This window comes from Mesorhizobium sophorae, from assembly GCF_002270415.1.
Taxonomy (GTDB): Bacteria; Pseudomonadota; Alphaproteobacteria; order Rhizobiales; family Rhizobiaceae; genus Mesorhizobium; species Mesorhizobium sophorae.
Map to the genome: position 1 here is coordinate 94,319 of NZ_NNRI01000001.1, position 19,583 is coordinate 113,901.

Annotated in this window: 14 protein-coding genes; 3 read left to right on the forward strand and 11 right to left on the reverse strand. The window is 64.1% G+C overall.

What is annotated here, in order from left to right; all coding sequences use genetic code 11:
- Positions 1-114: 114 nt before the first annotated feature.
- Both CGZ66_RS00360 and rocF read right to left on the reverse strand, forming a co-directional pair.
- On the reverse strand, positions 115-1,170 hold the full coding sequence (locus CGZ66_RS00360; protein ID WP_095080401.1) for an ornithine cyclodeaminase: 1,056 nt from the start codon (positions 1,168-1,170) through the stop codon (positions 115-117).
- Positions 1,171-1,172: 2 nt separating this feature from the next.
- Positions 1,173-2,105, reverse strand: coding sequence for an arginase (gene rocF, locus CGZ66_RS00365; protein WP_095080402.1), 933 nt, complete (start codon positions 2,103-2,105; stop codon positions 1,173-1,175).
- Positions 2,106-2,237: 132 nt separating this feature from the next.
- On the opposite strand from rocF, the gene CGZ66_RS00370 reads away from it, so the two are divergent.
- The 3 genes from CGZ66_RS00370 to CGZ66_RS00380 all read left to right on the forward strand — a co-directional run bounded on the left by CGZ66_RS00370 (position 2,238) and on the right by CGZ66_RS00380 (position 4,400).
- Positions 2,238-2,678 carry an Lrp/AsnC family transcriptional regulator gene (locus CGZ66_RS00370; RefSeq protein WP_095080404.1) on the forward strand — a complete coding sequence of 147 codons (441 nt, stop codon included), beginning with the start codon at positions 2,238-2,240 and terminating at the stop codon, positions 2,676-2,678.
- Positions 2,679-2,940: 262 nt separating this feature from the next.
- Entirely contained in the window at positions 2,941-3,663 is a 723-nt protein-coding gene (locus CGZ66_RS00375) for a glutathione binding-like protein (RefSeq protein WP_095081027.1), read from the forward strand.
- A 41-nt stretch (positions 3,664-3,704) separates the two neighbouring features.
- Positions 3,705-4,400 carry an SDR family NAD(P)-dependent oxidoreductase gene (locus CGZ66_RS00380; protein ID WP_095080405.1) on the forward strand — a complete coding sequence of 232 codons (696 nt, stop codon included), beginning with the start codon at positions 3,705-3,707 and terminating at the stop codon, positions 4,398-4,400.
- A gap of 41 nt (positions 4,401-4,441) precedes the next feature.
- Here CGZ66_RS00380 and CGZ66_RS00385 read toward each other — a convergent pair whose 3' ends face one another.
- From CGZ66_RS00385 to CGZ66_RS00425, 9 genes are all read right to left on the reverse strand, one after another.
- Positions 4,442-5,242 carry an SDR family oxidoreductase gene (locus tag CGZ66_RS00385; RefSeq protein WP_095080406.1) on the reverse strand — a complete coding sequence of 267 codons (801 nt, stop codon included), beginning with the start codon at positions 5,240-5,242 and terminating at the stop codon, positions 4,442-4,444.
- Between the two features lie 117 nt (positions 5,243-5,359).
- Positions 5,360-5,908 carry a glutathione peroxidase gene (locus CGZ66_RS00390; protein ID WP_095080408.1) on the reverse strand — a complete coding sequence of 183 codons (549 nt, stop codon included), beginning with the start codon at positions 5,906-5,908 and terminating at the stop codon, positions 5,360-5,362.
- 124 nt (positions 5,909-6,032) lie between these two features.
- A complete protein-coding gene (locus tag CGZ66_RS00395; RefSeq protein WP_167391932.1) occupies positions 6,033-6,728 on the reverse strand; it encodes a 4'-phosphopantetheinyl transferase family protein in 696 nt (231 codons plus the stop codon).
- Entirely contained in the window at positions 6,721-7,143 is a 423-nt protein-coding gene (locus CGZ66_RS00400; RefSeq protein WP_095080410.1) for a hypothetical protein, read from the reverse strand. The genes CGZ66_RS00395 and CGZ66_RS00400 overlap by 8 nt, the downstream gene beginning before the upstream one ends.
- Positions 7,140-7,487, reverse strand: a complete 348-nt coding sequence (locus tag CGZ66_RS00405) for a hypothetical protein (RefSeq protein WP_095080411.1) — start codon at positions 7,485-7,487, stop codon at positions 7,140-7,142. The genes CGZ66_RS00400 and CGZ66_RS00405 overlap by 4 nt, the downstream gene beginning before the upstream one ends.
- Positions 7,487-8,389 carry a hypothetical protein gene (locus tag CGZ66_RS00410; protein ID WP_095080418.1) on the reverse strand — a complete coding sequence of 301 codons (903 nt, stop codon included), beginning with the start codon at positions 8,387-8,389 and terminating at the stop codon, positions 7,487-7,489. Before CGZ66_RS00410 ends, CGZ66_RS00405 begins: the two co-directional genes overlap by 1 nt.
- On the reverse strand, positions 8,380-11,730 hold the full coding sequence (locus tag CGZ66_RS00415) for a non-ribosomal peptide synthetase (RefSeq protein ID WP_095080421.1): 3,351 nt from the start codon (positions 11,728-11,730) through the stop codon (positions 8,380-8,382). Before CGZ66_RS00415 ends, CGZ66_RS00410 begins: the two co-directional genes overlap by 10 nt.
- Positions 11,727-14,963, reverse strand: a complete 3,237-nt coding sequence (locus CGZ66_RS00420; RefSeq protein WP_095080425.1) for a non-ribosomal peptide synthetase — start codon at positions 14,961-14,963, stop codon at positions 11,727-11,729. Before CGZ66_RS00420 ends, CGZ66_RS00415 begins: the two co-directional genes overlap by 4 nt.
- The gene (locus tag CGZ66_RS00425) at positions 14,960-19,567 is read right to left on the reverse strand and encodes a non-ribosomal peptide synthetase (protein WP_095080429.1); all 4,608 of its coding nucleotides are present in this window, start codon (positions 19,565-19,567) and stop codon (positions 14,960-14,962) included. The genes CGZ66_RS00420 and CGZ66_RS00425 overlap by 4 nt, the downstream gene beginning before the upstream one ends.
- Positions 19,568-19,583 lie beyond the last annotated feature (16 nt).

The window sequence follows — 19,583 nt, forward strand, 5'->3', positions numbered from 1 at the left end:
GTCTTTCGCATCTTCGATCCAGTTCCCTGAACGTCTAAACTCATGTTCAAACGTAAAAGGAAATCTGGCTCGGCTGGTAAGGCAGGGACCTGCTGTTCTCGGGGCGAGCCTTGTTTATGCTGCCGGCTGCATGGCTGCTCTTAGCAGCATGCCGAACAAGTCGCGTGGTTCATCCGGATCAGCGAGCAGGTCGAGTTCCTCATAGAGGCCAGTCGCCTGCAACTGGTCACGCACATAGCGTAGCGCGGAAAAATCCTCGATCGCGAAGCCGACGGAATCGAACAGGGTAATCTGCTTGGCGTCTCGGCGGCCTTGGGTCTTGGCGGCGATCACCTGCCAGAGCTCGGTCACCGGATGGTCGGGACCCAACTGCTGGATCTCGCCCTCGATGCGTGTCTGGGGAGGGAACTCGACGAAAATGTCGGAGCGCAGCAGGATGTCCCTGTGCAATTCGGTCTTGCCGGGGCAGTCGCCGCCGACGGCGTTGATGTGGACGCCGGAGCCGACCATGTTGTCGGTGAGAATGGTGGCGCACTGCTTGTCTGCGGTAACGGTCGTGATGATCCCGGCACCTTCGACCGCTTCCTGTCCGGTTTCGCAGATGGTGATGTCAAATCCCATGCCAGCCAGGTTCTTGGCGCATTTGCGCGAGGCGGAGCGGTCGATGTCGTAGAGCCTCAGCCGATCGACGCCGGTCAGCGCCTTGAAGGCGATCGCCTGGAATTCCGATTGGGCGCCATTGCCGATGATGGCCATGGTGCGAGCGCCGCTCGGCGCCAGATACTTGGCCGCGACAGCGGACGTGGCGGCGGTGCGCAGGGCAGTCAGGATGGTCATTTCCGTGAGCAGCATCGGATAGCCGCTGCCGACATCGGCGAGTACGCCGAAGGCCGTGACCGTCTGCAGACCCTGGCGCATGTTCTTCGGATGGCCGTTGACATATTTGAAGCCATAAAGGCGACCATCGCTCGTCGGCATCAGCTCGATGACGCCGTCATGGCTGTGCGAGGCGATGCGCGGCGTCTTGTCGAACAGGTCCCAGCGACGGAAGTCTTCCTCGATGTAGCCAGCGAGTTCGGTCAGGAAGCGCTCGACACCGATAACATTCACCAGCTTCATCATGCGGTCGACGCTGACGAAGGGGACGATGTTCAGCTTTGCCGTGGTCATGATCAAAAGCTCCCGGAATGGCTGCGGGTCGGCCGGTCCATGATGCGGCGGCCCATAAGGCTCGCGGTCAGGTCGACCATCAGCGTCGCGGTTCGGCCACGCTCGTCCAGAAAGGGATTCAACTCGACCAGGTCCAGGCTGGAGACGAGGCCGCTGTCGGACAGCATCTCCATCACCAGATGCGCCTCACGGAACGTCGCGCCTCCGGGAACCGTGGTGCCGACTGCGGGCGCGATCGACGGGTCGAGGAAATCAACGTCGAGACTGACATGCAGCAGCCCGTTTTCATCAGACACTCGCGCCAGGAAGGCGCGCAGCAGCGGCGCGATGCCATGCTCGTCGATGGCGCGCATGTCGTGCACGGTGACGCCCGCCTGGTTGAGCGCGCTGCGCTCGGCCGGGTCGACACTGCGCAGGCCCATTGTGCAGATACGCTTGGGATCGACCACTGCCGGTAGATCCGGAAAATAGCCGTGGAAACCTGGCTGGCCGCTCGCGTAAGCAAGCGGAACACCGTGCAGATTGCCGCTGGCGGTAGTGTCGAGCGTGTGGAAGTCCGGATGCGCGTCGAGCCACAGCACGAACAGCGGCCGCCCGGTCTCAGCGGCGCGGCGGGCGAGGCCCGACACGGTCCCGGCCGAGATCGAATGGTCGCCGCCGAGAAAGATCGGCATGGCGTCCTCGCTCGCCGCGTATGCGGCCGCGGCAATAGCGGATGTCCAGGCCGATATTTCGGGCAGGGCCTTCAGCGCCAGATTGCCATGCGAAATGCGTCTCGCCGGCATCGCCTGTACGGCGCCCATATCCTCGACAGCGTGGCCGAGGCCGGACAGCACTTCAACAAGTCCGGCGGTCCTCAGGGCGCTCGGCCCCATTTCGCAGCCCATTCTGCCGGCGCCGTCCTGCACCGGTGCCCCGACGATTTTGCAACGCATTGTTTTTCCCACGGCCAAGTTCGAATGCCGTGAGAGAACCATGGCGAGCCGGCGATATGAACAGGCAGAATTGGCAATTCGAAATGCATTGTTTATCGTATTGGCAGCAGAACTGGTCAAAATGGTAAGCTGATGGATACGCTGGACGAACGGCTCGTAACCTTGCTGCGGCATGACGCGCGGCGCAGCGTGTCGGATCTTGCCGTCGATCTCGGCGTCTCGCGCGCCACGGTCAGGGCCCGTATGGAGCGGCTGGAACGGTCCGGCGACATCATCGGCTACACGGTGGTGCTGCGCGCCGACGCCGTCGATCAGCGCATCCGCGGTATCATGCTCATCGAGATCGAGGGCCATGCCGCCGACCGCGTGGTCCGGGCGCTGGGCGGCTTCCCGGAAGTCTCGACCATCCACACCACCAATGGCCGATGGGACCTGGTTGTCGAACTCGGGACGGCATCACTGACTGATTTCGATGCTGTGCTACGGCGCATCCGATTGATTGCCGGCATAACGGGCAGCGAAACGAGCCTGCTCCTGGCCACGCCGCGCACCACGCGAGCACGACTAACGTAAGCAAATTGTCCATTATCCGGCATCAGGCTGACGGTGCTTATTCCGGCTTAGGCGGCGCTGGTGCCGTAGCTGCCCGCGGGCCGCGGTCAAACGCGTCCTGACGCTTGCTCAGTCTCCGTCCTCGTACAGACAATTTTTCCTCAAAATCGTGCATCCGTAGATCGTCGCTTCGTGAACCGGAACCCGATTTCGTCTAGCTTGCTTCATGAGCGAATGGCGCGAAGCTGATGCCGCTTCCCCAACAGCGCAGGCAGGACGCAGCATGATCGATCTCTATTACTGGCCGACGCCCAACGGCAAAAAAATCTCGATCTTCCTGGAAGAGACAGGCACGCCTTACAAACTGAAGCCCGTGGACATCTCACATGGCGACCAGTTCACGCCTGAATACCTAAAGCTCAATCCCAACCACCGCATGCCGGCCATCGTCGATACCGAACCGAAAGACGGCGGCGCGCCCATCGGCGTGTTCGAGTCCGGCGCGATCCTGTTCTATCTTGCGGAGAAGACCGGCAAGCTCTGGCCGCAGGACCTGCGCACCAAGTACGATGTCGCGCAGTGGGTGATATGGCAGATGGCCAACCAGGGGCCGAAGCTGGGAGAAGCGGGTCACTTCCGCAGGCTGGGCGACAAGGAAGGCGACCAGTCCTACGCGGTGCGCCGCTTCACCGACGAAGCAAACCGGCTCTACGGCGTCCTCAATATGCGACTTCGCGATCGCCGCTACCTTGCAGGTGAAGACTTCACCATCGCCGATATCATCAGCTATCCCTGGACCGTCAACTGGCAGGCACAGGGCCAGGACATTAATGAGTTCAGGCATTTCAAACGCTGGTTCGAGGAGGTCGGCGCGCGCCCGGGCGTCCGGCGTGGCCTGGCGGTGGGCGCCGACCTGTCAACCGATCAGAGCAAGCTTACGCCGGAGGAACAGGCCCAAATCCGCAAGATCCTTTACAACCAGCGAGCTATTCATCTGCCTGACTGAGGGCTTATCCCGATCACAAAGGCGCAACGTCGGAGAAAACCATGACAAGCAAAGTTGCCGTTATCGCAGGCGTGGGATCCGGCCTTGGCGCCTCGTTGGCGAGGGTATTCAGCCGCCAAGGATTCAAGCTGGTGCTGGCGGCGCGCAATGTTGCGAAGCTCGACGCGCTTGCCGCCGAGACCGGGGCCGAGGTGATCTCAACCGACGTGTCGGACCCGGCATCGGTGGAAAACCTGTTCCATGCGGTGGATGGCATCGGCCCGCTCTCGCTGGCGATCTTCAATGCGGCCGGCCGCGTGCGCGGCGGCATTGCCGATCTCGATCCGGAGGAGGTGAAAAAAGCACTGCTCGTGGGTGCCTATGGCGGCTTTCTGTTCGGCCAGCAAGCCGCACGTAGGTTACAGGCCGCGGGCGCCGGATCGATCCTGTTCACGGGAGCCACGGCCAGCGTCAAGGGCTTTGCCAATTCTGCCGGTTTCGCAATGCCGAAGTTTGGTCTGCGTGGGCTGGCGCAGTCGATGGCGCGCGAGCTTGCGCCAAAGAACATCCACGTGGCGCATTTCGTCATCGATGGCGGCATAGCATCCAGCGACCCGGTGCGGTCGCCGGACTCGACCCCGCCCGACCGTTGGCTGTCGCCGGACGCGATCGCCGACGCCTATCTCGCAATCCATCAGCAGCATCGAAGTGCCTGGACGTGGGAGATCGAATTGCGGCCCTGGGTGGAGAATTTTTGATGCACAAGTAGCCGACCGCAACAGCCGCCGGCCGTTGCCGGCTAATAGTGTATCGGCCCCTTGACCCCGCCGCCGCATGCGATCGCGTCGCCGTTGATGGCAACGCTTCGCGGCGAAGCGAGGAATGCAACGACGTCGGCGATCTCGGCCATATCGACGAGGCGACCGATCGTGACATTGGCGGCAAGACGCTGTTCGATCTCCTCGGGCGAAACGCCTGCCGAAGCCGCGCGGGCGGCGACCAGGGGAGCGGTCTTTTCGGTGCGGGTCAGGCCAGGATGGACCACCGTCACGTTGATCCCCGTGAGGCCCAATTCGTCAGCGAGATTCTTGGTCAGGGCAGAGACGGCAACATTGCGGATCGAGCCGATGATCGAGCCGGTCTGGCGCGCCGCGAGGCCGCTTATGTTGATAATTCGGCCCCAGCCCGCGGCAGCCATGTGAGGAGCAGCCTCGCGCGCCATGCGAAGATAGCCCATCACCTTGACGTTCACGTCATCCCAGAACAGGTCGTCGGTGATCTCGGCCAGTTTCGGCGGCGGTGCCTGTCCGCCCGGCTTGGCCGCGGCGTTGACCAGAATGTCGAGGCCACCGAGCGCCGCGACCGTTGCGGCCACCAGCGCTCTGACCGAGCTGTCGTCCTGTGTGTCGACGGTCAGTCCGACGATCTTGCGTCCGGTCTCAGCAGCCAGTTCGCGCGCGGCAATGTCCACATCGGCAACGTTGCGTGCGGCGATGACGAGATCGACGCCTTCCAGGGCCAATTGCCGGGCGATGGCACGACCAATTCCCTTGCTGCCGCCGGTGACCAGGGCGCGTTTTCCGTCCAGTTGCAGATCCATAGCCTACTCTCCTCGGGTTAGATGGCTGGCTTTACCACTGAAGCTGCAACGCAGCGGTGCCAAGAACCTTGCAGCACGCAGCCATGGAAGGGCCGCACCAGCAGGCTGTATCTTGCGTCACACCGCCAGGAGCTTGCGGAGAGGGGCGACGATCGCCTCGTCCTGCGGCTCGATGTCGGAGCCAAAGCGGGCGACAACGATCCCTTTGCGGTCGACCAGAAACTTCTCGAAGTTCCAACTCACCTCGTCGGGTTCGGGCGCGGCACCTTTGCCCGCCATCCGGGCCGCCAGCGTGCTACCCGATTGGAAGACAGCCTTCGGCAGCGCCTCGATCAACGCTCGATAGAGCGGATGCTTCTGTGGTCCCTTCACCACGATCTTGGCGAACACTGGGAATTCGACACCATAGGTCAGCCGGCAGAATTCCTGGATTTCGGCGTCGGTGCCCGGTTCCTGGCCGGCGAAGTCATTGGCCGGAAAGCCGAGCACCACCAGGCCACGCTCGCGATACGATGCGTAAAGCGCCTCCAGGCCATCATACTGCTTGGTGTAGCCGCATTTGGAGGCGACGTTGACGATCAGCAGGACGCTGTCGGCATATGCACGAAGGCTTGTGGTAGAGCCGTCGGCGCGGCTGAACGGAATATCGTAGATCGAGGCGGTCATAAGCAAAAGTTCCTGCAGACAAGAGGGTCCCCCGTACATTGGTGGCTTAGCCGCTCCCGTCAAGGAAAGCTGTTCTCCAGAACCAAATTGCTGCTTGGCATCTTTCGAGACAGCCGGGTCGGTCTTACGCAGGCTGGACCATGAACGAGGCCGTACAAGGTGCCCCGCCTTCGACTGCGAGCGCCGCAGTCCAGGAACTGCCTACCGGCACATCGAGCACTCGGCAGTTGGGTCGGTGCAAGGCCGTGCCGACGACGATATGTTCCCCGGCCTTCGCACTCATGGGTACGTCAAGCTCTTGAGGCGCCACGGAAAATCCGCAGCCCCACGCCTTGAGTATGGCCTCCTTGCGCACCCAGCCGCGGTAGAGGGCGGCCAGGCGGTCGCCGGGGGTGGAGGCTCTCCAGGCGGCATAGTCGCGTGCCGATGCCCATGTCGTCAGGATTTCGGCGGCATCGACGGTTTCGATGCGTTCCAGATCGACGCCGACTTCGCATTCAGATGCAAATGCGAGAAGCGCCGCCCCACCCGCATGCGAAACATTGAAGCGCAACCGTCCCCATGGCATCCGAGGCTTGCCGTGAGCGCCATACGCAAAGGGGACGGACTGTGGCTGCACCGCCAGGTAACTTGCCAGGATGCGGCGCAATCCCGCTCGCGTGCGCACGAATTGTGCCCGCGCGCGGGGGCAACGCAGCCGCTCCGCGCGCCCGCGTTCTTCATCGTCGAGCAGCTCCAGCGCATCGGCTTCTGCCGCAATGCACGGCCGCACGTCGAGCAGCCACAAGTCGACCTTGCCGACGTCCGGCGGCTCAGGCATTTTCGATGTCGACCGCCACATTGGCGATCCAGCTCATGCTTTGCGCGATTGCCACAAGATCCGCAGCCGCCAAATTGTCAGGCGGGACCCCAGCCCAGGCCTTGATGAGCTCGGCCACGTATTCGTGCAGTGCCTCCCGCACCATCTTTCGCGCTTCCGGCGTCAGTGTCGCCGCACGCAGCGCCTCGTGATAGGCGGCAAATGACTGAGCTATGCGTTCCGCCACCTCGGGGGCCTGGAGCGGCTCCTGCATCGCTTCGGCGCAGCGGGCGAAGGTCTCGGCAACCGCCGCGCCATCCTCTGGCGAGGTCCAGGCGGATTCCAGGACGCCGCGAAAGCGCGCGAAAGCGCGGGCGAAGTCAAGCTGGGGACCGTCATGGGTCCATTGCCAAGGCGATTGTTGCTCCGGGTTCATGACACAGCTCCAGAGTTGGTACGTTTGCGCGCTTCATCCAGCAACGCACCATAGCCATGACGTCGCGCAGACGTCTCAAGCAATACCTCGATACCGGTGCTGTCCTGCCAGGCGCCATTTTGCATCTCGACCACCTTCTCCTTGACCCGCAGTAAGATCGGTTCAGAACCGGGCAGGCCGTCGCCCAGAACGACGAACCCGCGCCAGCCCGCCTGGGGCCCGGCTGGCGCGGCGCTTGGAACCGACAACGCCCGCGCCCGGGCGGCCAGTTCCGCGGCCTCATTGGGTGCCAGCCCGAACGAAGGATTCGGCCTGCCTGAGAACACGTCCAACACCACGCGCACTACAAGACCTCCACGCCCGGTGGTACGAACAGATAACTGCAAAATTGTGTGTAGGGGCCGCGGTCGCACGTCGCCGGCGTCAGTGCGCCGGCGATGACGCGGCCCTGGTTGTCAACGTTGCGGGCACTGTAGATGCCCAGCTTGTGGGCCCAGAAGGCGCCATGCGAGCGGTACCAATGGAAATCGTGTCCCGGCCAAACAGCCAGCGCCGCCAGCCGCGCCGGGCCGTCGCAGTTGGCCCTGAACCCATCGGCGATTGCAGCTCGCGCAACCGCCTCGCAGCTGAACTCGTCATACTGGCGGCCAACCCTGCGTCCGGGCTGCGCCACGAAATTGGAAACATAGTTGCTGGCATAATTGTAGCAATTGTTGCGCAGGCGCACGGAAGCTGTGTTCCAGAACCAGGGGCTATAAGCGGCGAGGATCGGCTCACAGGGCGGGCCGACCTCCGGCTGTTCGGCAGCTGTGGCCGCCTCCGCGTGGCTGGCGCGTAGCGCAGCGCTGCGGCCAGCACGTGGTGCCACCCCGTCGCCCCGCCATTCGACGGAGCGCGCTGCTTCGTCGATCACTGTACGCGCAACGATCGGTCGGGCGCTTTCCAACAGCGCCAAAACGGCCTCGCGCTCGTCATCCGGCAGCCGCGCCCGTCGTGCGGAGACGAGTTCCTCCCGGGTCTCCACTGTTGCAAGCGGTGGCACGCCGACATAAAAGGCTGCCGGCGCGTCGGCGTCTTCCGGACCACTCCCGACGAGCAGGCCGCGATAGCCAAGCGCCGGCATCGGGGCAGCAGAGGCCGGCCCGCCCTGGCGCGACATCAGCTGCCTGAAATGTTGGGCTAAAGCCGGCGGCACCTGCCATGTCGGGTTGGGGCGACCGGAGAATACATCCAGCATCACACGCATGCGCCATCTCCTTGCTCGTGCAATTGTTGGCGTACATCGGCATCGCTCATTTCAAGCACCTGCAGCACGATGGCTGCGGCCGCTTCCAGCCGCTGCCGCGCCGAATCGTCAGGGGCAATCGCGCGTGAAAGCTCGCGTGCGCATCGGGCCTCGAACACTCGACGCAGCGGAATCTCGATCTGCAACAGCTCCCGCAGTTGCGAAACCAGTCGCGTAGCCAATAGCGAGTGGCCTCCGAGATCGGCGAAGAAATCGTCGGTCGCGCCGGCTTCCGGGACCTTCAACACGTCGCAGAAGCACCTGACGAGCAATGTTTCAAGGGCGGTTTGCGGAGTCGCGTGCCGCCGCTGCCTCGGGGCGGCGCCGGCAAGCATCCCGGCGATACGATCGCGGTCTGCCTTGCCATTGGCGGTGAGCGGGATCTCTTCGACGATCTTGAAGGCGCTCGGGATCATGAACGGCGGCAGTTTATCCTGGAGATGGCTGCGAAAAGTCCCGGTCAAGTCGGCCTGATCGAGGTTGCACCCCGGCGAAAGCAGCAATGCCGCATGCAGTCTGTCATCATCCGGTCCGGCGCGGTGGAGCACCACGGCCGCTTCAGCCACCGCCGGGTGTGTGCGCAGTGCAGCCTCCACCTCATCTGGCTCGACACGGTGCCCACGCAACTTGATCTGATTGTCGGCGCGGCCGAGGTATTCGAGCGTGCCATCACGACGGTGCCGCACTCGGTCCCCTGAACGGTAGACCAGGGCTCCGTCCGGTCCGCGTACGAAACGCTCCGCGGTGAGACTGGCCTGGCCGACATAGCCCAGCGCAACGCCGGCGCCGCCAATTCGCAGTTCGCCAACCACCCCGACCGGGACCGGCGCACCGGACCCGTTACACACATTCAACCGCGTGAGGGCGATTGGACGGCCAATCGGCACCGGGCCCGGTCGAATGTCGCCGGCGCGCAGAAAATGCGCGCAGCAGCCAACCGTGGTTTCTGTTGGCCCATACTCATTGACGATCAGCAATCCCGGCATGTGCGTGCGCCAGGGCTCCAGCGTCTCACCGTGCAAGGCTTCGCCTCCAACGATGAAACAGCCGGTTGCGCAGGCGGGCGCCCGCCCTGCCGCAAGCTGGCGCAATCCTTCGAGGTGGCTTGGGGTCAATTTGACAAAGCTGTAGCGCCGGCCCGAGTGAAGCGCTTCTTCGAGCGCTTCGAGGCCGCCCCCGGCAGGCAGCAAAAACACGGTCTTGCCGCACAGGAGCGGCACGAAAAGCGTGGTGACCGACATGTCGGCGGTGATCGAAGTGCACAGCGGTGCCCCTTCGCCATCGTCCACCGGATAGACGCTCATGCACCAGCGGAGGTAGTTGAGCAATGCGCGATGCGGCACCGAGACGCCCTTGGGCCGTCCGGTGGAACCGGAAGTGAACAGTATGTAGGCCGGGCTCTCGGCGTCGCGCCGCACCTTAGGGGACGGTACGCCGGATTGCGGTGGTTCGCGGTCCACCGCGATCGAGGTGAACCCGCTCTGCAGGTCGGATTCCGTGCCTTTGGAAACAAGAAGCACCGTCGCCCCTGCATCGACGAGCATGTCGCGGGCGCGCTGAACTGGCAATTCGGGCCCCAGCGGCACATAGGCAGCGCCGGCCTTGAGCACGGCGAGCAGTGCCATCGGCAGGTACATGCACGGCTCGATCGCGACCCCCACGCAATCGCCGGGCTTCACGCCGTGTGCGATGAGCTGATGAGCGAGACTGTTGGCCCCGCCGTCGAGCTCCGCATAGCTGAGGTGTCCGTCGGGTGCCTGGCAGGCGACTGCGTCCGGGCTCAGACGCGCTTGTGCTTCGAACAGCCCGCACAGGTCGGTTTCGGCCGGCTGCATCACAGGGCCTCGCGACCAGGCTTCCAACTGACGCAGTTCGGCGGCATCCATCAGCGGAAGATCTGCCACCGAAGCTTCGGGATCGGCCAGTGCCGCGCAAAGCAGTCGCAGGAAGCGCTCCACCAGTCGTTCGGCGCTTGCCTGCTGAAAGAGATCGGTAGCGTATTCCAGTTCGCCGACCAGGCACGATGCCGTTTCGGTAAGCTGCAGGGTAAGGTCGAAGGCAGAAGTGCCACGCGCGAAGTTGAACGCCGGCGCGGCATCCGTGATCGTCCTGCGCACCTGGCTGGAAGAGAGCACCTGGAACGAAACTTGAAACAGCGGGTTGCGCGACAGATCCTGTTCGGGCGCCAGGGCCGCGACCACCATGGAGAAGGGCAGGTCCTGATGGTTCTGCGCCTCACGCAGCCGCGCATGCGTACGCTCCACCGCTTCCTCGAAGCTGCAGCCGCCGCTGAAATCCAGCCGCAAAACCACGGTGTTGGCAAAAAAGCCGACGACGTCTTCGAGCTCGGAATAGGGACGCGCCGCCATCGGAGTTCCGATGGTCACCTCATCCTGTCCCGCGAGCCGGTGCAGCAGCGCGGCAAAAGCGGCAAACAGCACGGTGAAGCGCGTTGTGTGCAGGCGGCGTGCCAGTGCTTCGGCGGCCGCGGTTGCGGCTGCATCGATGGTGATCGGTGCGCGCGCGCCGCGATAACTTGGCCGGGCGGGACGAGGATGGTCCGTGGGCAGCTCGAGTTGCTGCATGCCCTCCAGCCGCTGCACCCAGTATTTGCGGTGCTGAGCCATCTTTTCACCAGACATTGCCTCGCGCTGCCAGACGGCAAAGTCGGCATACTGCACCGGCAATGGTGGCAGGGACGGAAGCCTGCCGGTCAACAGCTCGGAATAGACCTGGCCGATTTCGGCCAGCAATTTCTCCAGCGACCATCCGTCGGCGACGATGTGATGGATCACGAGCAGCAGCAGCGATTCACCGGCAGAAAGCTCCAACAGCCGACAATGCAGAAGCGGGCCTTCGGCAAGGTCGAAAGGCTGCTGGCTGGCAGCCGAGGCAATCTGCGCGGCGCGCGCCTCCGGATCCGGCTCGCAGCTGAGGTCGTCGATCTCGCATCGCATGGTCGTTGCAGGCAGAATGCGCTGCACCGGCTGCCCTCGGACGAGCGGGAACACGGTGCGCAGCGCCTCATGGCGGGCGACCACCGCCGACAGTGCCTTTTCCAGGTAACGCTGAAGGGGGACAAACGGCAGCCTCTGCGCAATCGAGATATTGTAGAAGGGATTGCCCGGAACGAGTTGGTCGAGGAACCACAGGCGATCTTGCGAGTGTGAAAGCGGGAAGTCGCGTCCGTCGCGCGGCTGGACAGGGATTTCCTGCGCCGGCCGAACCCGAATGACGTGTTCGCGCAGCGAGCGCTTCTGCTCCGGGGTCATTGCGGTGATACGGTTTTGCAGACTGTTCAAGGCGCCCCTCTCGATTCAGCTGGTTCTCGTGAGGCGAGCAGCGCCTCGCGCTCGGCCGCTGGCAGCGACGTCAACAGCTCCAACAACTCGTCGTCGCTGGCTTCCGGAGTCGCGGCCTGGCGCTCCGCGATCCAACCGGCAAGTTGGCGGACAGACGGGTGGTCAAACACGACTCCCGCCGGCACATCGGTTCCGAGTTGGCGTGACAGTCGTGAACTGACGCGCAAGGCCGCCAGCGAATGCCCGCCGAGATCGAGGAAGAAGTCTGCGTCAAGCGTCACCAGATGCAGCTGCAGCACCTGCGCGAAACACGCCTGGACCTCTTTCTCAAATGGCAGCACCGGATTGGCATCGCCAGCATCGGGCAGTTCTCCCGGCGGCGGCAGCGCCAGCCTGTCGCGCTTTCCGTTGGGCGTCAGCGGCAGCGCGTCGAAACGCACGATGACTGCCGGCAGGAACGCGTGAGGAAGCCGTTCCCGCAACCCGGCCAACAATCGCCGGGCATCGAAGCTTGATGCGGGCGCGGCGACGTAGGCAACCAGGCGATCCTCCCGCAGCACAACCATGGCATCGCTGACTTCGGGGGCCTGTCGAAGCAGCGCCTCGACTTCGGCCGGTTCGATCCGGAAACCACGCAACTTGATCTGCTGGTCGCGCCGGCCGAGGCATACAATCGAGCCGTCGCGCCGCACTCGGGCCAGGTCCCCGGTGCGGTACATTCGTGCCGCCTTGCTGCCTGCAAAAGGGTCGGCCACAAAGCGCTCGCGCGTCAGTTCGGTGGGCCCGAGATATCCAAGCGCGACACCTGCGCCGCCAACATACAGCTCGCCCGCCACCTCAAGCGGAACGGGGCGCAGCTTGCTGTCGAGCACATAGGCGCGCACGCCGGTGATCGGTCGGCCGATCGGGACGACGCCCAGCACAGGAGGCTCTTGATCGGGATCGAACCAAGTGGCGTCCCAGATTTCCGAAGTCCCGTAAAGATTGTAGAGCGTGGCCTCCGCATGGTGTCGTCGGAACTGGTGGTAGAGGTCTGCCGGGAGCGGCTCGCCGGTGCAAACCCAGAACAGCAGGTGCGGCAAGTGCCGCCCGAGGTCCGGTTGCGCCTCGAGCATCATCTTCAGCAGCGACGGCACCAGCCACAGCCGCGTGACGCCGCGCGATGCCAGCAGGCGGATCAACGCGGATGCATCCGTTGCGATCTGCTCGGAAGCGATCGTGGTCGGCACACCTTGCAGCGTGGCGCCCAACAGCTCCCACAGCGAATCGACAAAGTTGATCGCGGTACGCTGACAGGCCATTTCGTTCGCGGCGAAGGGATAGGCCTGCCACATCCATGCGAGCCGGTTCGCCACCTGGCCCCATTGAACCAGCACTCCTTTCGGACGGCCCGTCGAGCCTGATGTGAAGACGATATAGGCGGGGTCGTCGCGCTGCCAACAGACCGGTTCGTCGTTTGCCGCATCGTCGCTGCAGGGTTCGAGGACGTCGCCGATGTCGATCACGGTTGCCGGTCCGTCCGGCGGCGTTGGGCCGGTTGCCAGCAGCACGGCCGGCTTGGCGTCCGCCAGCATCTGTTCCAGGCGGTGCCTGGGATAGGCCGGATCGAGCGGCAGATAGACGCCGTGCGCCTTCAGCACGGCGTAGAAGGCCACAACTTGCTCCAACGAGCGGGGCGCAGACACGGCGACCGGCACGCCGCGATCCACACCCAGGTCGCGCAACCGTCGTGCGAGCCGCGACGACGCGCGCTCCAGCGTGTCGAAGTCGAGCACACGATCGTCGGCGATGAAGGCCGGAGCCGCGCCTTTGTCGCGCGCCAGACCCCGCAACAGTTCGAGCGGATCCAGGTCCACGCATGCATCGGCACCGCCGACGTTTGGTTCTTCGATCAGCCGCCGGCGTTCAGCATCGGAGAGCGGCGAAAAGGTCGCCAGAGTTGCAAAGGGCGCAGCGTATATGCCCCGCAACAGATTGAGCAGATGCTCGATAAGAGCTCCCATGTCATCGCCATGGAAGCGGCTGCGGTCGAACCGCAGTTTGAGCTGCAGCCGATCACCCGGAACCGCGAGCAAACTGAGTGGCACATTGGCACGCGCCAAGTCGACGCCGCCGGTCATGGATTCGAGCTTGGCCGCTGCTTGCGGGAAATTCTCGAACACCACCAGCGTGTCGAACAGAGGTCGATCAGGGGCGATCTCGCAGCAGCGTTGCAGTTCGGCGCTGTCGAGGTGGTGGAAAGCCGAGCCGCGTGCCTGTGCACTCTGTAAATCCTTGAGCCATGGCACCAGTGCTGCCTGCGGATCCACGCGCACCCGCACCGGGACCGCGTTGATGAAGAGACCGATCATCTGCTCGATGCCAGGAACCTCAGGCGGTCGCCCGGAAACGACGGCACCGAAAACCACATCGTCGCGGTCCGTATAGTGGCCGAGCAGCAAAGCCCACGCACCTTGCAGGACGGTGTTCAACGTCAGGCCGTGCTGGCGTGCGAACGTCCTGAGCCGCTCAGATTCCTCTGCATCGAGGTTGCCGCTGACCTCGGTGTCCGCGTCTGCGAGAGCCGCTCGGCCAGGTGGCCGCGGCAGCCCAATCTCCACCGGCTGGTCGTAGCCACGAAGCATATCGGCCCAGTATTCGCGCGCTGCTTCGAGGTCGCGCGTGGCCAGCCAGTCGATGTAGTGGCGTAGCGAGCGTCGAACCGGAGGCTGGTAAGGCGCGTTGCGGACCAGCGCGCGATAATGTTCGATCATCTCCGTTGCCAGCAGTTGGGCACTCCATCCGTCGAGCAGGATGTGATGGAACTCCCAGACAAATCTCACTTGGCCGGCGCGGCCGCGGATCAGCGCCAGCCGCATCAAGGGTGGACGATCGAGCACGAAGCCCGCCCGGCGGCTGTCCCCCAGGTACCGTGCCAGCTGAGCTTCGAAGGCGGTCGCGTCGAGATGTCGCCAGTCGAGCTGTTCGAAAGCCAGCGCGACGTGACGGTGAACAACTTGCACCGGCTGCTCAAGGTCTTGCCAGTGGAAGGACGTGCGCAGTGCAGGCGTGCGCCGAACCAGTTCGTGCCACGCCGCCTGGAACGCGTGCGCATCGACGGGCTCCGGCAGCGACATCACCTCCTGCTGTATGAAGACGCCGCTTTCCGGCGCACGCAGACTGGCGACCAGCATCGCCGCCTGGAGCGGCGCCAGTGGCCAGAAGTCTTCAACGTCAACTCTGTTCGTGTTCAATCTTGGCCTCCCTGCCCACGGTTGAGGCGCGACATCAACGTGACCAGATCCTCCGCCTTGATATGTCGGGCGAACCCCCCAACGTCCTCTTCTTTGCCAACGTTCTCTTCAACGGATTCGGTCGGCTTCGCGGCGCGAGCGAGCAGGGCCAGTGTCTTGTGGACGAAGATGTCGTTCGGCTCGATCGAAAGCCCCGCTTCACGCGCGCGGCTGACGACCTGGATGCCGAGGATGGAGTCGCCGCCGAGCTCAAAGAAATTGTCGTTGATGCCCACCTGCTCGAGCCGCAATATGTCGCCCCAGATGGCGGCGAGCCGCAGTTCAGCGGCTGTCGATGGGGCAACGTACTCAGCTCCGAGTTCTGGCCGCATGCCGTCTATCTTCGGCAGGCGGTGGCGGTCGATCTTGCCGCTCACGGTCATGGGCAGCGCGTCAAGCAGCAGGAAGCGCGCCGGGATCATGTAGGCCGGCAAACGCTGGGCAAGGAAGGCGCGGACCTGCGGTACTATCTTTCGCGCGAAGGCGGATTGCAGCGGGTTGTTGGTCCAGCGCCGGCGGTGCGCGGCGCCGCCTCCAAGAGTGCGCCGCGGGATTGGCCCGCGGCCCGCCCGATTCATTGCGAGCGGACTGAACACGGCGTCGATGTGACCGGTCGCATGGCGTCCCGCAACATGAAGCTCGACCTTGCAGCCGGCCTCGACCGCGCAAGCGAGCAACTGGTCCGCGTCAAGCCCCTGCACGGTCACCTGTCCTGCGTTCGAGCGCAGATCACCGACGCAGCGCGATCCATCGCTGCTCATGACCTCCGCGGCGGCGAGCATCTCCGCCGCGACGGTTCGGCCTGGAATGTCGGCGACCAGCAGGGTTTTCCCGTCAAGTGCCCGCAACGTCCGCAGCAGCGCTTCGGCGCTGCCCACGCTCGCCCAGTCACAGGTGTCCCCCGCCTCCACAACCTCGGGCGACCAGCCGACATGGAGCATGACGTCATAGCGGAATAGCGTCAGCTCATTATCGCCACGGCCCGGTTTGGCCAGGATTTCAACGGCCCGGATGCCGGGGAAATCCGCTGCCAGGGCAAGGAAAAATTCGGAATCGACCGCCAACTCTTGTTCCAGCCCCAGGCGGCGCGCCACACGTTCCTGCAAGGTGGCCAGCGGCAGGTCGGACTCGGCCCGGTACAACTCCACAGAGGCTGCGAAACACTCCAGCAGCGCCAGGCTCCGCACATCACCGATGAATACGGTGCCGCGGGTACCCAGCGTTGACAACGCGGCACCTATCACGTCGATCAGGTAGCGTTCGCTCGGGAAGTACTGCACGACCGAATTGAGGATCACCAGGTCCACCGCATCCATCGATTGAGCCGCGACCTCGTGCGCAGCGCAACGACGGAACTCGATACCCTTGATCCCGGTGCTGGCCGCATGCTTGGCCAAATGGTCAAGCGCGCCCTGCGAGATGTCGGTTGCCACATAGCGACGGGCCTTGGGTGCCAGGCGAAAAGCCAGCAACCCCGTGCCGCACCCAATTTCGAGGGCTTGCTCGGCTGCGAGCGAATTCAATCGTTCAACCGTGCTTGCCAGCCACTCTCGCATCGTCTGCTCGTCGAGCGGCAGGCCCGTGTAGCTGCTGTTCCAGCCATCGATGACGAATGCCGGGTCGGTAGCTTCCGCGATCGTACCGTAGGTTTCATCGTAGATGCGGTGCCAGTGTTCCACCTGCTCGCTGGAAGCTGCGCTCTCGAACTGTGCGTCAGGTGCGCGCGGGTCGTCGCGCTGCACCACGTATGCGACGAGACGCGCACCTCCAGCACCGACTTCGCGCACGGCGACCGCCGCCTCGGCGATCTCGGGGTGCGATTGCAATGCCGCCTCGACTTCGCCGAGTTCGATGCGGTGACCGCGAAGCTTGATCTGGCGGTCGATGCGGCCGATGAAGTCGATGCGCCCGTCGGCAAGCAATCGAACGCGGTCGCCGGTGCGATAGATTCTTTCGACAGGGCCATTGCCCTGCCGCAGGTCGACAAACCGCTCGGCCGTCAGTTGCGGCCTGCCAAGATATTCCCGCGCCAGTCCGATCCCTGCCAGACAGAGCTCACCTGGGACGCCGATCGGAACCGGCTCTCCGTGCGCATCGAGGACGAAGGCGCGCATATTGTCGATCGGCACACCGATGGTCGGCGCGCGCGAAAAATCCTCGCATCGCTCCCATGTCGCCCAGATGGTCGTTTCCGTGGGACCGTACAGGTTGAAGAAGCGCCTGCCGGGCGCCCACTGTGCCACTATCGAGGCCGGACAGACTTCGCCTGCCACCATCAGCGTGGTGAGAGTTCGCAACCCCGATGCATCGAACGCGAACAGCGCGGAAGGCGGCAACACCGCGTGGGTGACGCGCGCCTCGTCGATCAGCCGGGCGAGCCCCGCACCGGGCATGCGTTGCTCCGTTCCCGGGATCACCAGAGTGGCGCCGACGCTGAGGGCGAGGCCGAGTTCGAACACGGCGGCATCGAAGCTGAGCGAGGCGAACTGCAGCACGCGGCTTTCCACCGTCGTGTCGAGCAGTCGTCGTTGGGCCGCCAGAACATTGGCCAGTCCACGCTGCCCGATGACCACGCCCTTCGGCTGGCCCGTCGAGCCTGAAGTGTAGATGATGTAGGCCACATCACCTGATGCGCGGTCAGCTGCACGCGGGGCCGTGGCGCCGTCGCGCGCCATCGCGTTGACGAAAAGTGGCCGGCATTCGAGCAACGACAGCGCGCCCTCGACACGGCCCCACGCCGCAGGCTCGGTGAGGATGTGCCGCGCCCCGGTATCCTCGGCAATATAGCGCAAGCGCTCGATCGGGAGATCGATATCGAGAGGTACGAACGCCGCGCCTGCCTTCAGCGCGGCGAGTATCGCGACCACGGCCGCAGGGGAACGGTCGAGCAGCAGCAGTACCGGTTCGCCCGGCCGAACGCCGGCCTCCTCAAGTCCGGCGGCGAGTTTTTCAGCCTGCTGATCAAGCGCCCCATATGTGAAGGTGCCCGCGGGGCCGGCAAGCGCGATACACTCAGGTGCGTTGGCTGCGAAGCGCTCGAATTGCTGGCAGAGCGGCGTCTCGTCGAAGGCGACCGCTTTGCCCTCGGACGAGTGCCGGAACCGGCGCCGCTCGTCACGGTCGAGCATCGCGATCGTATCGATCGGCTGGTCGGGGTCTGCCGCCGCCGAGTTCAGAAAGAAGCAGAAATGCCCGACCATGCGCGCGGCCGTCTCGGGATCGAACAGCGCAGTGCTGTATTCCATGCCTCCGGAAATCCCGCCGGCATGCTCATGCAGGTGGAATGCGATATCGAAAATGGAGGTTCCGCGTTCGATGGAAACCACCGAATCCTGAGCCGGCAGTGCACTGCCGCTATCGATGTTCCACGCGTTCTGCAGCACCAGCCCGATTTGAAACAACGGATTGCGGTTAGGCTGGCGCTCGGGCTGAAGCGCTTCGACCAATTTCTCGAAGGGCATGTCCTGATGTGTGTAGGCATCGAGCGCGGTCTGCCGCACACGGCGCACCAGTTCGCGGAAGGTTGGTCTGCCGCTGACGTCGATGCGAAACACGAGTGTATTGACGAAAAAACCGATCAGCGCCTCGACCTCGGGCCGCGTGCGATTGGCGATCGGGGCGCCGATCGCGATGTCTTCATCGCCTGTGTAGCGCTGCAGCATCGCGGCAAGGCCTGCCAACAGCACCATGAACAGGGTAGCGCCTTCTTCGCTTGCCACCCGTTTCAGCAAAACGAGCACGGCGGCCCCGATGCTCAACTCCTCGAAATCGCCTTCGAAGCTCGGCTCATCCGGACGCGGTCGGTCCGGCACCAGCGCCAATTGCGGCAGATCGGCGAGCTGCCGGCGCCAATAGGACAGCTCCGTCTCCAGCCGTTCGCCGCTGAAATACTGGCGCTGCCATTCGGCGAAATCGGCATACTGGATCGCCAGAGGTTGCAGCGGGGAGGGCCGGTTTGCGACGAAGGCCCCATAGGCGGCAGCCAGCTCGCGCAGCAGGATCTGCATGGACCAGCCGTCACAGGCGATGTGATGCAGGGTCAGCAGGAGCCAGTGTTCGTGCATCGACAGCCGCAGCAAACGTGCGTGCACCATGGGCCCATGCCGCAGATTAAACGTCAGCCGCGCCTGTTCGCCGGCCTCGCGGCGCGCTGCCTTCTCGCGCTCCTTCGGCTCAAGATGCATTAGGTCGAGCAGCGGCATCGGCACCGGGCCGGGTGGCATCACCTGCTGCATCGGCTCGCCTGCAATGTCAGTGAATACAGTGCGCAGGGCGGCATGGCGTGAAACCACGTGATCAAGGGCGCGCTTGAGCGCCGCCACGTTGAGAGGGCCGCGCAGGGGCAAGTTCAGAGGCACATTGTAGAAAGGGCTTGCCGGCGCGAGGCGCTGCATGAACCACAGGCGCTGCTGGGCCCAGGAAAGCGCTGCCGGGCCAGGGTGACCGCGGGGCGACAGTAGCGGATCACCTGACGCGGGGGGCTGCAGTCCTGCCGAGCCAAGCAACTTGCCGAGCAGCGAACGACGTTCGGCACTTATGTTGCCGGATATGGGGATTGCCGTCATATGCCGACCCCAAACA

What these genes read in the sequence shown, in the direction of transcription:
- CGZ66_RS00360 (WP_095080401.1), bottom strand. Translation starts at nt 1,170, where the DNA reads ATGACCACGGCAAAGCTGAACATCGTCCCCTTCGTCAGCGTCGACCGC.
- rocF (WP_095080402.1), bottom strand. Translation starts at nt 2,105, where the DNA reads ATGCGTTGCAAAATCGTCGGGGCACCGGTGCAGGACGGCGCCGGCAGA.
- CGZ66_RS00370 (WP_095080404.1), top strand. Translation starts at nt 2,238, where the DNA reads ATGGATACGCTGGACGAACGGCTCGTAACCTTGCTGCGGCATGACGCG.
- CGZ66_RS00375 (WP_095081027.1), top strand. Translation starts at nt 2,941, where the DNA reads ATGATCGATCTCTATTACTGGCCGACGCCCAACGGCAAAAAAATCTCG.
- CGZ66_RS00380 (WP_095080405.1), top strand. Translation starts at nt 3,705, where the DNA reads ATGACAAGCAAAGTTGCCGTTATCGCAGGCGTGGGATCCGGCCTTGGC.
- CGZ66_RS00385 (WP_095080406.1), bottom strand. Translation starts at nt 5,242, where the DNA reads ATGGATCTGCAACTGGACGGAAAACGCGCCCTGGTCACCGGCGGCAGC.
- CGZ66_RS00390 (WP_095080408.1), bottom strand. Translation starts at nt 5,908, where the DNA reads ATGACCGCCTCGATCTACGATATTCCGTTCAGCCGCGCCGACGGCTCT.
- CGZ66_RS00395 (WP_167391932.1), bottom strand. Translation starts at nt 6,728, where the DNA reads ATGCCTGAGCCGCCGGACGTCGGCAAGGTCGACTTGTGGCTGCTCGAC.
- CGZ66_RS00400 (WP_095080410.1), bottom strand. Translation starts at nt 7,143, where the DNA reads ATGAACCCGGAGCAACAATCGCCTTGGCAATGGACCCATGACGGTCCC.
- CGZ66_RS00410 (WP_095080418.1), bottom strand. Translation starts at nt 8,389, where the DNA reads ATGCGTGTGATGCTGGATGTATTCTCCGGTCGCCCCAACCCGACATGG.
- CGZ66_RS00425 (WP_095080429.1), bottom strand. Translation starts at nt 19,567, where the DNA reads ATGACGGCAATCCCCATATCCGGCAACATAAGTGCCGAACGTCGTTCG.